Source organism: Streptomyces sp. NPDC048353 (genome assembly GCF_055587165.1).
Genome location: NZ_JBVJGU010000001.1, coordinates 960,418 through 974,019 on the forward strand (window position 1 = coordinate 960,418; position 13,602 = coordinate 974,019).

Annotated in this window: 11 protein-coding genes; 7 read left to right on the forward strand and 4 right to left on the reverse strand. The window is 73.9% G+C overall.

Annotation, left to right across the window (positions count from 1 at the left end):
• The first annotated feature begins 73 nt into the window (after window positions 1–73).
• The 3 genes from ACZ6RC_RS04305 to ACZ6RC_RS04315 all read left to right on the forward strand — a co-directional run bounded on the left by ACZ6RC_RS04305 (window position 74) and on the right by ACZ6RC_RS04315 (window position 2,198).
• Window positions 74–634 (forward strand): SAV_6107 family HEPN domain-containing protein, encoded by a 561-nt coding sequence (locus ACZ6RC_RS04305; RefSeq protein WP_469579171.1) that lies wholly within the window; start codon window positions 74–76, stop codon window positions 632–634.
• A 66-nt stretch (window positions 635–700) separates the two neighbouring features.
• On the forward strand, window positions 701–1,489 hold the full coding sequence (locus ACZ6RC_RS04310) for a class I SAM-dependent methyltransferase (RefSeq protein ID WP_469579173.1): 789 nt from the start codon (window positions 701–703) through the stop codon (window positions 1,487–1,489).
• 304 nt (window positions 1,490–1,793) lie between these two features.
• A complete protein-coding gene (locus ACZ6RC_RS04315; protein WP_453615383.1) occupies window positions 1,794–2,198 on the forward strand; it encodes a DUF3040 domain-containing protein in 405 nt (134 codons plus the stop codon).
• A gap of 212 nt (window positions 2,199–2,410) precedes the next feature.
• Here ACZ6RC_RS04315 and ACZ6RC_RS04320 read toward each other — a convergent pair whose 3' ends face one another.
• From ACZ6RC_RS04320 to ACZ6RC_RS04335, 4 genes are all read right to left on the reverse strand, one after another.
• Window positions 2,411–4,831, reverse strand: coding sequence for a transglutaminase TgpA family protein (locus tag ACZ6RC_RS04320; RefSeq protein ID WP_469579175.1), 2,421 nt, complete (start codon window positions 4,829–4,831; stop codon window positions 2,411–2,413).
• Entirely contained in the window at window positions 4,828–6,201 is a 1,374-nt protein-coding gene (locus tag ACZ6RC_RS04325; protein ID WP_469579177.1) for a DUF58 domain-containing protein, read from the reverse strand. The genes ACZ6RC_RS04320 and ACZ6RC_RS04325 overlap by 4 nt, the downstream gene beginning before the upstream one ends.
• Entirely contained in the window at window positions 6,201–7,229 is a 1,029-nt protein-coding gene (locus ACZ6RC_RS04330) for an AAA family ATPase (protein WP_469579179.1), read from the reverse strand. Before ACZ6RC_RS04330 ends, ACZ6RC_RS04325 begins: the two co-directional genes overlap by 1 nt.
• Before the next feature lie 167 nt (window positions 7,230–7,396).
• Window positions 7,397–7,999, reverse strand: coding sequence for a beta-class carbonic anhydrase (locus ACZ6RC_RS04335; RefSeq protein ID WP_391140745.1), 603 nt, complete (start codon window positions 7,997–7,999; stop codon window positions 7,397–7,399).
• Between the two features lie 256 nt (window positions 8,000–8,255).
• On the opposite strand from ACZ6RC_RS04335, the gene rsmH reads away from it, so the two are divergent.
• From rsmH to ACZ6RC_RS04355, 4 genes are all read left to right on the forward strand, one after another.
• Window positions 8,256–9,212 carry a 16S rRNA (cytosine(1402)-N(4))-methyltransferase RsmH gene (rsmH, locus tag ACZ6RC_RS04340; protein WP_453615375.1) on the forward strand — a complete coding sequence of 319 codons (957 nt, stop codon included), beginning with the start codon at window positions 8,256–8,258 and terminating at the stop codon, window positions 9,210–9,212.
• Between the two features lie 85 nt (window positions 9,213–9,297).
• A complete protein-coding gene (gene ftsL / locus ACZ6RC_RS04345) occupies window positions 9,298–9,963 on the forward strand; it encodes a cell division protein FtsL (RefSeq protein WP_469579443.1) in 666 nt (221 codons plus the stop codon).
• A 5-nt stretch (window positions 9,964–9,968) separates the two neighbouring features.
• Complete coding sequence (locus ACZ6RC_RS04350; protein WP_469579445.1) at window positions 9,969–11,933, forward strand: peptidoglycan D,D-transpeptidase FtsI family protein; 1,965 nt, start codon at window positions 9,969–9,971, stop codon at window positions 11,931–11,933.
• A 16-nt stretch (window positions 11,934–11,949) separates the two neighbouring features.
• Entirely contained in the window at window positions 11,950–13,599 is a 1,650-nt protein-coding gene (locus ACZ6RC_RS04355) for a UDP-N-acetylmuramoyl-L-alanyl-D-glutamate--2,6-diaminopimelate ligase (RefSeq protein WP_469579181.1), read from the forward strand.
• Window positions 13,600–13,602 lie beyond the last annotated feature (3 nt).

The window sequence follows — 13,602 nt, forward strand, 5'->3', positions numbered from 1 at the left end:
GGATTGTCAGTGGTGCCCTGCACGATGGACACATACGGCCACAGCGCCGTCACACGACGACAGGAGGCTCGTCATGGTCAGCTCCTCCGCAGCAGCCGCGCCCCGGCGCCGCCCCGGCGGCACCTCCCGTGCCGAGGGCCACGGGGGAGGCCGCCCCGCCCCCGCGCTGGTCGGCCCGCCGACCGACATCCACCCCGTCCTGCGCCGCGCCACCGCCCCGCCCGCCGCGCTCGACCTGCTGGCCAAGGCCCGCGCCGGGCTCGACGAGGCGGCCTCGTTCGACGCGCCCCACGAGCGGTACGCCACCGCCCACCTCGCCGCCCTGCGCACCGCGGCGGCCGTGCTCGCCGCCCGGGGCAGGCCCGAGGAGGATCCGCGCAAGCGGCGGCGCATACGCAGCGCCTGGGAGGTGCTGCCCGAGATCGCCCCCGAGCTGGCCGAGTGGAGCGCCCTGTTCGCCTCCGGCGCCGAGCGGCGGGCCAGGGCCGAGGCGGGCATCGCGGGCGCGGCGAGCCGACGGGACGCCGACGATCTGATCCGGGACGCCGGGATGTTCCTGCGACTGGTCGAGCGGCTCCTCGTCCTCCAGCCGGTACTGCCCCGCCAGCCCCGGGGCGACGGGGCCGCGCGGTGATCGGGAGAGACCGTTCGAGGCCATAGGGTGGGAGCGTTCGCCCCTGTCACCGAGGAGTCAGCAGCCGTGTCGGACCCTTCCCCTGTCTTCGGTCGAGAGACGTCGTCGCGGCCGTCGCGCGCCTCCCTGCGTACCGCCGTCGTCTGGGACGTCCTCCAGGACGCCCTCGACCGCCGGGCCAAGGCCGGCGGGAAGACGAGCCTCGACGTCCTCGACACCGGCGGCGGATCCGGCAACTTCGCCGTGCCGGTGGCCCGCCTCGGCCACCGCGTCACCGTCGTCGACCCCAGCCCGAACGCGCTCTTCGCGCTGGAGCGGCGCGTCGCCGAGGCCGGTGTGGCCGACCGCGTCGAGGGCGTCCAGGGGGACATCCGCGGCCTGTTCGACGTCGTCGCCCGCGAGGAGTACGACGTGGTGCTCTGCCACGGCGTCCTCGAGTACGTCGACGACCCGGCCGAGGGCGTACGGAACGCGGTCGCCGCGCTGCGGCCCGGCGGCGCCCTCAGCCTGCTCGCCGCGGGCGTCGGCGGCGCCGTCCTCGCGCGCGCCCTCGCCGGCCACTTCACCGAGGCCCGCACCGCCCTGAGCGATCCCGACGGCCGCTGGGGCGACGGCGACCCGGTGCCCCGGCGCTTCACCGCGGACCAGCTCACCGCGCTGGCGTCCGAGGCCGGTCTGGACGTCGGCGCGGTGCACGGCGTCCGGGTCTTCGCCGACCTGGTCCCCGGGGTCCTGGTCGACACCGAGCCCGGCGCCGCGGAGGCCCTGCTCAAGCTGGAGGCGGCCGCCGCGGAGCTGCCGTCCTTCCACGCCATCGCCACCCAGCTGCACGTCCTGGGCGACAAGCGCGCCTGACACCCGCTCGGCGGTGCGGGCCCCGTCCGGGCGCGGACCGCCGAGCAACCGGCTGATCAGCGACGCAGCCGCACATGGAGTACGCCACAGACCCTCCGGTCCGGGGCTTCGCCCCGTATGATCGGGGGACACCAACCGGCATGACAGGCAGCGCGCAGGGGAATCAACGCCTCAGCAACCGAACCGCATGGCGGCCCGGAATGGCGATTTGGCGTTGAGGGCGGGTTTCACGGGGGCGATTCCCTGCCTATCCTGAAAGGGCCGCATCCCGGTCGCCCCCGCGACCGACGACTAGGAGGACTCCGTGCCGCTCTCGGAGCACGAGCAGCGAATGCTCGAGCAGATGGAGCGAGCGCTGTACGCCGAAGATCCCAAGTTCGCGACAGCGCTCGAGGGAAGCGGACTGCGTACGTACACCCGGCGACGGGTCTACCAGGCAGTCGCCGGCTTCCTGGTGGGTATCGCGCTCCTCATGGCCGGAATGGTCGCTCAGCAGATCTGGATCAGCGTGGTGGGATTCCTCGTCATGCTGGGCTGCGCGGTCCTGGCCGTCACCGGCTGGCGCAAGGCGCCCAAGCCGGGCGAGCAGCAGCAGGCGGCGGGTGGAGCGGCCGGCGGCCGTCAGGCCCGGCAGCGCCGTTCGATGATGCACCGCATCGAGGAACGGTGGCAGCGCCGCCGAGACGAACAACAGGGCGGCAGCCACTGACGCCCCCTGACCGAGGGCTCTGACCAGCCCCCTCACGCTCCCGAGCCTCGCGGCCCGGCACCCCCAGGTGCCCGCCCCGCGGGGCTCGTCGCGTGCGGCCCCGGGGGGCCTCCGAAACGCGGCCGGCGCAACCGGGCCCCCCGCCGAACGGGGCCGGCAGCCGGGCCCCGCCCGGGCCCCGTCCGGCAGCCGGCCCCCCGGCCCCCGCCCCCTCACCCCCGTTGGCGGGCGGCCTTCCGGAGGGTCGTCGTCGCGCGGGCCGTCAGGGCGTGGCGGTGGGCCGACCAGCGGGTCGTCACAGCGGACCAGCGGGAAGAGGCGGTCCAGAGCACCCGGACGGCCGAGCGGGGGGCGAGCAGGGCGCGCAGGCGGGTGCGGCGGGAGGCGGCCGTGTGGAAGCCGGTCCTGATCAGGGCGAGCTCCTCCGGCAGGCCGGCTGCCGGGCGCGGGGCCGGAGCGTAGAGAACCTCCTCCACCGCCCGCGCCACCCGGTGCACCGCGTTCGCCGCCTCGCCCTCCAACGAGCCCAGGCGGACGATCCGCGCCGCCGTCCGCCGGGGCGTCAGCGACTCGTCCGGCACCACCCCGTGGTCCCAGGCCGTGTCGACGACCTCCCGCCAGACCGCCAGGGTCCGGGCCGCCGCGTCCTCGGCCGTACGGCCCGGGGAACCGAGCCGCCCCGCCCGTACCCGCGTACGCCACAGCAGCGGCGACAGCGGCAGCAGCACCGCGATCGCCACCCCCAGGCACACCAGCAGCACCATCAGCGGATTCGGCCCGCCCCCGTCGGACGCGTCGGCGCCCGCCGCCGCGTCGGGGCCGCACTCGCCCTGCCGGCGCATCTGCGGCGGGCAGCTGTCCTCGGTGCTCGGCACCTCGGAGGGCAGCGCCGAGGCACTGGTCTCCGGTTGCGCCGAGCCCGACGGCGTGTCCGAGGGAGTCTGCGCCCGCGTGTAGTCAGGAGTGGAACCGCGCGACGGCGTCGGCTCGAACCGGGTCCACCCGGCCCCCTCGAAGTACAGCTCAGGCCATGCGTGCGCGTCCCGGATCCCCACCGACACCGAGCCGTCGGCCCGCGGCGTGCCGGGCATGAAGCCGACCGCCACCCGCGCCGGGATGCCCAGCGAGCGCGCCATCGCCGCCATCGAGAAGGAGAAGTGGACGCAGAACCCTTCCTTCTGCTTCAGGAAGCGTGAGATCGCCTGCACCCCCGTCCCCGACTCGACCTCCACGTCGTAGCGGAACCCGCCGTCGCGGGCGAACCAGTCCTGGAGCTTCACCGCCCGCTCGTAGTCGTTGCGCGCGCCGCGGGTCACCGCCAGGGCCGTCGCCTTCACGTCGGCCGGCAGCGAGGCGGGCACCCGGGTGTACTCCGAGCGGAGCCCGGCCGGAGCCGCCGGGGCCGCGGCCAACTGCCCCGGTGTCGGGCGGACGTCCAGGCTCGTCACCGTGTACCGGGCGCCCCGGGTCGTCTGCTTGCCGTCGCCGACGAGCATCCGCCCGGCCGGCTCGTACCGCCAGCGGCCGTCGATCTCGACCTTCGCCGCCGGATACGGCATCGGCAGCCACTTCTGCTCGTACGACGGCGAGGCCACGAAATTGCCGGTGATCTCCGTCGACCGCACCCCGTCGCCGAGCCCGTCCGGCTTCGGCAGCCGCTCGGGCACGTCCTCGATCGGGCGGACCGAGGACTTCCAGGACGTGCCGTCGAACTGGTCGAGGGCGACCAGCCGCAGATACATGCCGCTGGTGTCGAGCGCGTTGGTCCGATAGCGGAGCACCTCGCGGTCCTCGGGCTGGCGGAGGTTGTCCTGGAGCGAGACCAGCGGATTGACCGCCGAGATCGTGCCGCCCTGGCCGCCCGTGCCGGAGCCTTCGCCCGGACCGCCGAGGAACCCGCCGTTCAGCGCCGGGAGCACGGCCGGCACCGCCAGGGCGATGCCCATGGCGACCACGCCGATCCGCCGGCCGGTCCGCACCGGGGCGAGCACCTGCCCGCCGTCGCCGCCGGCCGGCCCGCGGCCGCCCGCGCGCGGCGCGCCGCCGAAGACCCGGCCCCACTGGGAGAGCCGGTCACGCCCCTCGCCCAGCAGGAGCAGCAGATAGCCGCCGGCCGCCAGCAGGAACCACAGCCAGCTCGCGCCGCCGTCGGAGAGCCCCGCGGCGACCGAGTACAGGGCGAGCAGCGGCAGTCCGGCGGGCGCGGCGCTGCGGAAGGTCACCGCGAGGGTGTCGACGAGCAGGCCGACGAGCAGTACGCCGCCGACCACCATCAGCCGGATGCCCTCGGTGTCCGGGGCCGGGATGGCGTACCGGCCGATGTCGGCGGCGCCCGCCTCGAACAGGGTCGTGAAGTGCGCGAAGGCCGCCGGCCCCGGCAGGAACCCGAGCAGCGCGTGTCCGCCCGCGAAGACCAGGGTGAGCGCCAGCAGCGTCACCACCGCCTGGGCCGCGATCGTCAGCGGCCTGGCCAGCGGAACCCGCCGGGTGAGCGCCCCGACGCCGCTCTGCACCGCGAGCAGCACCGCCGCCGTGAAGATCCACGTCGCCGGCTTCACCAGCGGCAGCAGCGCGCCCGCCGCCATCAGCGTGGCGGCGTAGGCGCCGAGCGTCAGCCGCGCGCGACCGCTCATGACCGTCCTCCCCAGATGTCGCCCGCCGGGCCGTCCACCCACATTCCGCCGGCCTGCTGCCACAGCTCGGCGAGCCGCGCGCCCGGCGGCACGGCCAGCGCCGTCCAACCGGCCTCCCGCAGCCGCCGCAGCCGGTCCTCGACCGCGCCGCTCACCGCTCCGCCGGTCAGCCACGTCCCGCTGTCCAGGACGAAGGCGACCGCCGCGCCGCTGCGCTGCCGCATCCGGGCGGCCAGCGCCGCCTGTTCCTCGTCGAGATCGCCGACGAAGGCGACCAGAAGGCCTTCGTTGCCGCCGCGCAGCACGTCGTGGGCGCGTGAGAGACCGGCCCCGTCGGAGTGGTCGACGACGGCGAGGGTGTCCATCATCAGACCGGCCGCCTCGGCCGTGTCCTGCGACGAACCCGCGAACCCCTCCGAACCCTCACCGGGCACCGCGCTGCCGGTGTCCGTCAGCAGCCGCACCGCGAAGCCCCGCTCCAGCATGTGCACCAGGGCGGAGGCCGCGCCCGAGACCGCCCACTCGAAGGCGGAGTCGGGGCCCGCGCCCTGGTAGGCGATCCGGCGGGTGTCGAGCAGCACCGTGCAGCGGGCCCGCTGCGGCTGCTCCTCCCGGCGGACCATCAACTCGCCATAGCGGGCGGTGGAGCGCCAGTGGACCCGGCGCAGGTCGTCGCCGTGGCGGTAGGCGCGCGGAATGATGTCGTCGTCCCCGGCGAGCGCCAGCGAGCGCTGCCGCCCGTCGCCGTACCCCGCCGCCTCGCCGGCCAGTCTCACCGGCGGCAGCGGTTCGGTGCGGGGGACGACCGTGAGGGTGTCGTACGCGCTGAACGAGCGGGTCAGCTCGCACATGCCGAAGGGGTCGGTCAGCCGGAGCTGGAGCGGTCCCAGCGGGAAGCGGCCGCGCAGGTCCGAGCGGACCCGGTACGACACCTCGCGCCGGCCGCCGGCCTCGACCCGGTCCAGGACGAACCGGGGGCGCGGCCCGAGCATGTAAGGGACGTGGTCCTGGAGCATCAGCAGCCCCGTGGGCAGCCGGGAGACGTTCTCCATCCGCAGATGGACCCGGGCCTCGGAGCCGACCGGCACCCGCTGCGGAGAGAGCCGGCGGCTGCCCGCGACCTGGTAGCGGGTGCGGTACAGCACGGCGACGCAGACCAGCGGCAGCACGGCCAGCAGCAGTCCCACGCGCAGCAGGTCGCCCTGCCCGAGCACGAAGGCGCAGACGGCGGCGGCGACACCGGCGGCGAGGAAGGAACGGCCGCGGGTGGTGAGACCGCTCAGCGCGGCCCGCGGACCGCCGCGGTCGTCGCCCGCCCGGACGTCCCGGTCGTCACCCCGCTGCCCCTCCGGCGCGGCAGCGGTCGTCATCACAGCTGCCGGACGCCGGGCTGCTGGCCGTAGAGCGGGCCGGCCGGCGGGCCGGCGGGCGGCGCGGTGGCCGGGACGGGGGTCCGCTGCAGGATGTCGACGACGACCTGCTCGGACGTCCGGCGGTTCATCTGCGCCTGCGTGGTCGGCAGCAGCCGGTGGGCGAGCACCGGCACCGCCAGCGCCTGGAGGTCGTCCGGCAGGACGTACTCCCGGCCGCTGAGCGCGGCGGACGCCTTGGCGGCGCGCAGCAGATGGAGCGTGGCCCGGGGGGAGGCGCCGAGCCGGAGGTCGGGGTGGGTACGGGTCGCGGCGACGATGTCCACGGCGTACCGCCGCACGGAGTCGGCCACGTGCACCCCGCGCACGGCGTCGATCAGCTTCAGGATGTCGTGCGCGTGCGCCACCGGCTGGAGGTCGTCGAGCGGGGAGACCGAGCCGTGGACGTCGAGCATCTTCAGCTCGGCCTCGGGGCTGGGATAGCCGATCGAGACGCGGGCCATGAAGCGGTCGCGCTGGGCCTCGGGGAGGGGATAGGTCCCCTCCATCTCCACCGGGTTCTGGGTGGCGACCACCATGAACGGGCTCGGCAGTTCGTACGTCTGCCCGTCCACCGTGACCTGCCGCTCCTCCAGGGACTCCAGGAGGGCGGACTGGGTCTTCGGCGAGGCGCGGTTGATCTCGTCGCCGATCACGATCTGGGCGAAGATCGCGCCCGGCTTGAACTCGAAGTCACGCCGCTGCTGGTCGAAGATCGACACGCCGGTGATGTCCGAGGGCAGCAGGTCGGGCGTGAACTGGATGCGGCGCACCGAGCAGTCGATGGACCGCGCCAGCGTCTTGGCCAGCATCGTCTTGCCGACGCCGGGGACATCCTCGATCAGAAGATGTCCCTCGGCGAGCAGCACGGTCAGCGAAAGCCGTACGACCTCGGGCTTGCCCTCGATCACACCCTCCACCGACCGGCGGACACGCTCCGCCGTCGTGGTCAGATCAGCGAGGCTCGCTCGATCGTCATAGGTCGTCACCCGGCCCTCCTCGGCCCACTCGCGGGCCGATGCGCGGCCCGCCCCGAAACACGTACACCCGTCCCGGAGGGTTTCCGAAAGGTGTCACACGAGCATTCTTGTTGCCCGTGGCGCCCGGTGTCACTTGCCTGTGGACAAGTGCGAGCGATATGCCGGGGTATGCCGGATTAAGCCGGGTCGATCTCGCGGAGAAGGCCCGTGGTCACGTCGAACACAAAGCCCCGGACGTCGTCCGTGTGCACCAGGAACGGCGAGGTGCGCACCCGCTGCATCGACTGCCGGACGTCCTGCTCGACATCGCGGAACGCCTCGACGGCCCAGGCCGGGCGCTGGCCGACCTCCATCTCCAGGTCGTGCCGGAACTCCTCGGTCAGCGACTCCAGACCGCAGCCCGTGTGGTGGATCAGCACCACGCTGCGCGTGCCGAGCGCGCGCTGGCTGATCGTGAGGGAGCGGATGACGTCGTCGGTGACCACACCGCCGGCGTTGCGGATGGTGTGGCAGTCGCCCAGTTCGAGACCGAGCGCGGCGTGCAGATCGAGCCGCGCGTCCATGCAGGCGACGACGGCCACGTTCAGCACCGGCCGGGCGTCCATTCCGGGGTCGGTGAAGCGGGCGGCATAGCGTTCGTTGGCCTCGACGAGACGGTCCGTGACCGAGCCACCGGTCCTTATCGCGTCGGCAGAGGCGTGCGCAGAGGTCGACATGACATCGACGGTAGTGGTCACCGGGCGTTCCGGCCCGCTGTGAGAGGGGACAAAGAACGTCAATGAACCTTGTTGTGAGGTAACCCACAGGCATGAGAGGGCCGGGCCCATCAGGGTGATCCGCCCGGATCGACCCGGTCTCCCCGGCCGCCCGTGCGACGCGCCAGCCGGTTGATTGACCGTCGGGGCCCGTGGACTAAAGTGGCGCGAAGTTCACGGAGACATTGAGCGATTTCGGCAATTTCTCCCCCGCGTGTGCGGCGGTAGGGCCCGGTGAGCCGGTGACACGTCCCGGCCGCGCCGGATCTGAGAGGGCGCATTGAGCAACGACCGACACGTCCCGGTGATGCTCCAGCGGTGCCTGGACATGTTGGCCCCGGCCCTCCAGCGCCCCGGCGCGGTGGTGGTCGACTGCACCCTCGGCCTCGGCGGCCACAGCGAGGCGCTCCTCGAGCGGTTCCCCGAGGCGCGGCTCGTCGCCCTCGACCGGGACAAGGAGGCGCTGCGGCTCTCCGGCGAGCGCCTCGCCCCGTTCGGGGAGCGCGCCACGCTGGTCCACGCCGTCTACGACGAACTGCCCGAGGTCCTCGACCGGCTCGGCATCCCGAAGGCCGACGGCATCCTCTTCGACCTGGGCGTCTCCTCCATGCAGCTCGACGAGGCCGACCGCGGCTTCGCCTACGCGCAGGACGCCCCGCTCGACATGCGCATGGACCAGACGACCGGGGTCAGCGCCGCGGAGGTCCTCAACACCTATCCGCCCGGCGAGCTGGTCCGCATCCTGCGCGCGTACGGCGAGGAGAAGCAGGCCAAGCGCATCGTCTCCGCGGTCGTGCGCGAGCGCGAGAAGGAGCCGTTCACCACCAGCGCACGGCTGGTCGAGCTGATCCGCGACTCCCTCCCGCAGGCGGCCAAGCGCACCGGCGGCAACCCCGCCAAGCGCACCTTCCAGGCCCTGCGCATCGAGGTCAACGGCGAGCTGACCGTCCTGGAGGAGGCCATCCCGGCGGCGGTGAAGGCGCTCGCCGTCGGCGGCCGGATCGCCGTCCTGTCGTACCACTCGCTGGAGGACCGGCTGGTCAAGCAGGTCTTCGCGGCGGGCGCGGCGACCACGGCCCCGCCCGGTCTCCCCGTCGTCCCCGAGCGCTACCAGCCGCGCCTGAAGCTCCTCACCCGCGGCGCCGAACTCCCCACGGAGGAGGAGGTCGCCGAGAACCGCCGCGCGGCCCCGGCCCGGCTCCGGGGGGCGGAGCGCATCAGGGAGGACGAGCGGTGACCGACGCACGCCAGGCGAGGGAAAGCGAGCAGCCGTGACGAAGAAGGGGCCGCTCAAAGGGCGCGCCGCGAGGCTCGGGCGGTTCATGCCCTCGGGACCCAGCACCGCCGCCCGCACCCCCTTCGTCCTGCTCGTCGTGCTCCTGCTCGGCGGCGGCCTCATCACGCTGCTGCTCCTCAACTCCTCCCTCAACCAGGGGTCCTTCAAGCTCAGCGAGCTGAAGAAGAAGACCACCGAGCTGACCGACGAGGAGCAGGCCCTCCAGCGCGACGTGGACGACTACTCCGCGCCCGACGCGCTGGAGCGGCGGGCCCGGGAGCTCGGCATGGTCCCCGGCGGCAGCCCCGCCTTCCTCGACCCGGACGGCCGGGTCCGCGGCAAGCCGTCCAAGGCGTCCGCGCCCCCGCCCGACCCGGAGCCCATGACCGACCCGGTGGCGCCCACGACCGCCGCGACGCCCCCGGCCGGCACCCCGGCCCCGCCGGACGCCGCGACCGCGCCGCAGACCGCCCCCGGGACCGCGCCCCAGGGCACCGCGACCACCTCCGACGGCGCGCCCGACACGCCGGACCCGGCGCCGCCGGCGAACGCGCCCGGCACGCAGACCGTGCCGGGCACGCCGCCCGACACGCCCACCCCCTCGCAGCCCCGGGCACGGCCCGACACGCCGGGTGCGCCCCGTACCTCCGACGCGCCGCAGACGACCACGCCCGGCGGCTCCGCGCCCGCCCCGACGACCTCCGGCAGGTGACCGCAGTGCCCCCCAAGGAGCCCCCGCGCCGCCCGGTCCCCGGCCCTGCCCGGTCCGCACGCCCCCGGCCCGCCACCGGCCGCCCGGCCGAACCCGCCCCGCGCCGCGCCCCCCGGCCCCCGGCCCGCCCCAAGGCCCGCACCATCCGGCTCGGCAGCCCCAAGCCGCGGCTGCGGCTCGTCTCCCTCGGACTCACCCTCGTGATGCTGGTGTTCGTCGTCCGGCTCCTCCAGGTGCAGGCCGTCGACGCCTCCGCGTACGCCGCCAAGGCGCAGAAGCACCGCTACCAGGAGTTCACGCTCTCCGCGGACCGCGGCGAGATCACCGACCGGGCCGGCATCGCCCTGGCCGCCAGCGTCGACGCGTACGACATCACCGCCGACCCCAAGCTCTTCACCCCCGAAGAGGCCAAGGTCCCCGACGCCCCCGAACAGGCCGCCGCGCTCCTCGCACCGCTCCTCGGCAAGGACCCGGCCGAGCTGGTCAAGAAGCTCCGCACCCCCAAGTCCCGCTACACCCTGCTCGCCCGCAAGCAGACACCACAGGTCTGGAAGCAGATCAAGGACCTCAAGAAGGTGTACGAGCGGAAGGCCGGCGCGGCCGAGGGCGGCAACGGCGTCAACCTGCTCGGCGGCGTCCTCAGCGAACCCAGCACCAAGCGCGTGTACCCCAACGGCGAACTCGCCGCCGGGATACTGGGGTACGTCAACGCCGAGGGCCGCGGCGCCGGCGGCCTGGAGTCCATGCTCGACAAGGAACTGGCCGGCACGGACGGAAAGATCAGGTTCGCCCAGTCCGGCGGGCGCCGGGTGCCCACCGCCGGCTCCCAGGGCACCCCGGCCGTCCCCGGCTCAGACATCGAGCTGACCATCGACCGGGACATCCAGTGGGCCGCCCAGCAGGCCATCACCGACCAGGTCCGAAAGTCCAAGGCCGACCGCGGCTACGTCATCGTCCAGAACACCAGGACCGGCGAGGTCCTCGCCATGGCCAACGCCCCCGGCTTCGACCCCAACGACCTGTCCGCCGCCAACTCCGCCGCCATGGGCAACGCGGCCCTCCAGGACGCCTACGAACCCGGCTCCACCAGCAAGGTCATGTCCATGGCCGCAGTCCTGGAGGAGGGCGTCGCCACCCCCGGTACCCATGTCGTCGTCCCCAACCGGCTGCACCGGGGCGACCGCCTCTTCAAGGACGACATCGACCACCCCACCTGGCACCTCACCCTCAACGGCGTCCTCGCCAAGTCCAGCAACATCGGCACGATCCTGGCCACCGGCCAGCTCGGCGCGACCCAGCCCGAGGCCAACCGGGTCCTCCACTCGTACCTGCGCAAGTTCGGCATCGGCGCCCCCACCGGACTCGGCTATCCCGGCGAGACCTCCGGGATCCTCGCCAAGCCCCAGGACTGGTCGACCTCGCAGCAGTACACGATCCCCTTCGGCCAGGGCCTGTCGGTCAACGCCATGCAGGCCGCCTCGGTCTTCTCGACCATCGCCAACGGAGGCGTACGGATCGAGCCGACCCTGGTCCGCGGCCTCAAGGGACCCGACGGCCGCTTCACCCCGGCGCCCACGCCCCGGCAGACCCGCGTGGTCAGCGAGAAGACCGCCACGACCGTCGCGCGGATGCTGGAGTCCGTGGTCGGCGACGAGGAGGGCACCGGCACCAAGGCCCGCATCCCCGGCTACCGGGTCGCGGGCAAGACCGGCACCGCCAACCGCGTCGACCCCGAACTCGGCCGCTACAAGGGCTACACCGCCTCGTTCGCGGGCTTCGCGCCCGCCGACGACCCGCAGATCACCGTCTACTGCGCCATCCAGAACCCCACCAAGGGAAGCTACTTCGGCGGCCAGATCTGCGGACCCATCTACAAGAAGGTCATGGAGTTCGCCCTCAAGACGCTCCACGTCGCCCCCACGGGCAACGAGCCGGCCCGGATGCCGGTGACCTTCAAGGCCAGTGAGTGACACTCCGGGAGCACCAGTGACGACGATCACCCCCCAGCCAGGGAACCGGAAATCGAACGCCGACGACCCCGAGGCGCGATTTCGCCCCGCACCCGGTACGCCCGGTACGCTCACCGCCGTGCCACACGCTGATCAGTACCGAACCGCCCCGCCCCGTCCGGAGCAGGCCCGCCCGACACCCCTGGGCGACCTGGCCGCCCGGCTCGGCATCGAGGCTCCCGGCTCCGCAGACGTCTCGGGGATCACCCACGACTCACGGGCGGTACGCCCCGGGGACGTCTACGCGGCCCTCCCCGGCGCCCGGCTGCACGGCGCGGACTTCGCCGCGCAGGCAGCCGGACTCGGCGCCGTCGCGATCCTCACCGACCCCTCGGGCGCCGGCCGGGCCGCCGAGACCGGCCTGCCGGTCCTGGTCGTCGACGACCCCCGGGGCCGCATGGGCGAACTCGCCGCCGAGATCTACGGCAGGCCCGGCGCCGACCTCCTGCAGATCGGGATCACCGGCACCTCCGGCAAGACCACCACGGCCTACCTGGTCGAAGGCGGCCTGCGCGAGGCCGGGCGCAGCACCGGCCTCATCGGCACGGTCGAGATGCGGATCGGCGACGAGCGCATCAAGTCCGAGCGCACCACCCCGGAAGCCACCGACCTCCAGGCCCTGTTCGCGGTCATGCGCGAGCGCGGCGTCGACTCGGTCGCCATGGAGGTCTCCAGCCACGCCCTCGTGCTCGGCCGGGTCGACGGCTGCGTCTTCGACGTCGCCGTCTTCAACAACCTCAGCCCCGAGCACATGGAGTTCCACTCCGACATGGAGGACTACTTCGGGGCCAAGGCGCGGCTGTTCACCCCCGAACGCAGCAAACAGGGCGTGGTGAACCACGACGACCCGTACGGCCGGCGGCTCGCCAAGGAGGCGTCCGTCCCGGTCGTCACCTTCTCCGCCGAGGGCGACCCGGACGCCGACTGGCGCGCCGAGAACGTCGAGATCGGCGCGACCGGCTCCACCTTCACCGTCGTCGGCCCGCGGGGCGAGCGGGTCTCCGCGGCCGCCCCGCTGCCCGGCCCGTTCAACGTCGCCAACACCCTCGCCGCGATCGTCACCCTCGCCGTGGCCGGGCTGGACCCGCAGACCGCCGCCGACGGCGTGGCCGCCGTCCCCGGCGTCCCCGGCCGCCTGGAGCGCGTCGACGCCGGACAGCCCTACCTCGCCGTGGTCGACTACGCCCACAAGACGGACGCCGTCGAATCGGTCCTGCGCTCCCTGCGCAAGGTCACCGAGGGCAGAATCCACATCGTCCTCGGCTGCGGCGGGGACCGGGACGTCACCAAGCGGGGCCCGATGGGCGCCGCCGCCGCCCGCCTCGCCGACACCGCCGTACTGACCTCCGACAACCCCCGCTCCGAGGACCCCCTCGCGATCCTCGCCGCGATGCTCGCGGGCGCCGCCGAGGTGCCCGCGCACGAGCGCGGCGACGTGCTGGTCGACGCGGACCGCGCCGCCGCCATCGCCGCGGCCGTGGCCCGCGCCCGGCCGGGCGACACCGTCCTGGTGGCCGGCAAGGGCCATGAGCAGGGCCAGGACATCGCCGGAGTGGTCCGCCCCTTCGACGACCGCCAGGTCCTGCGCGAAGCGGTGGAACGCAGCCTCAAGAACAGTCAGGGATAAGTT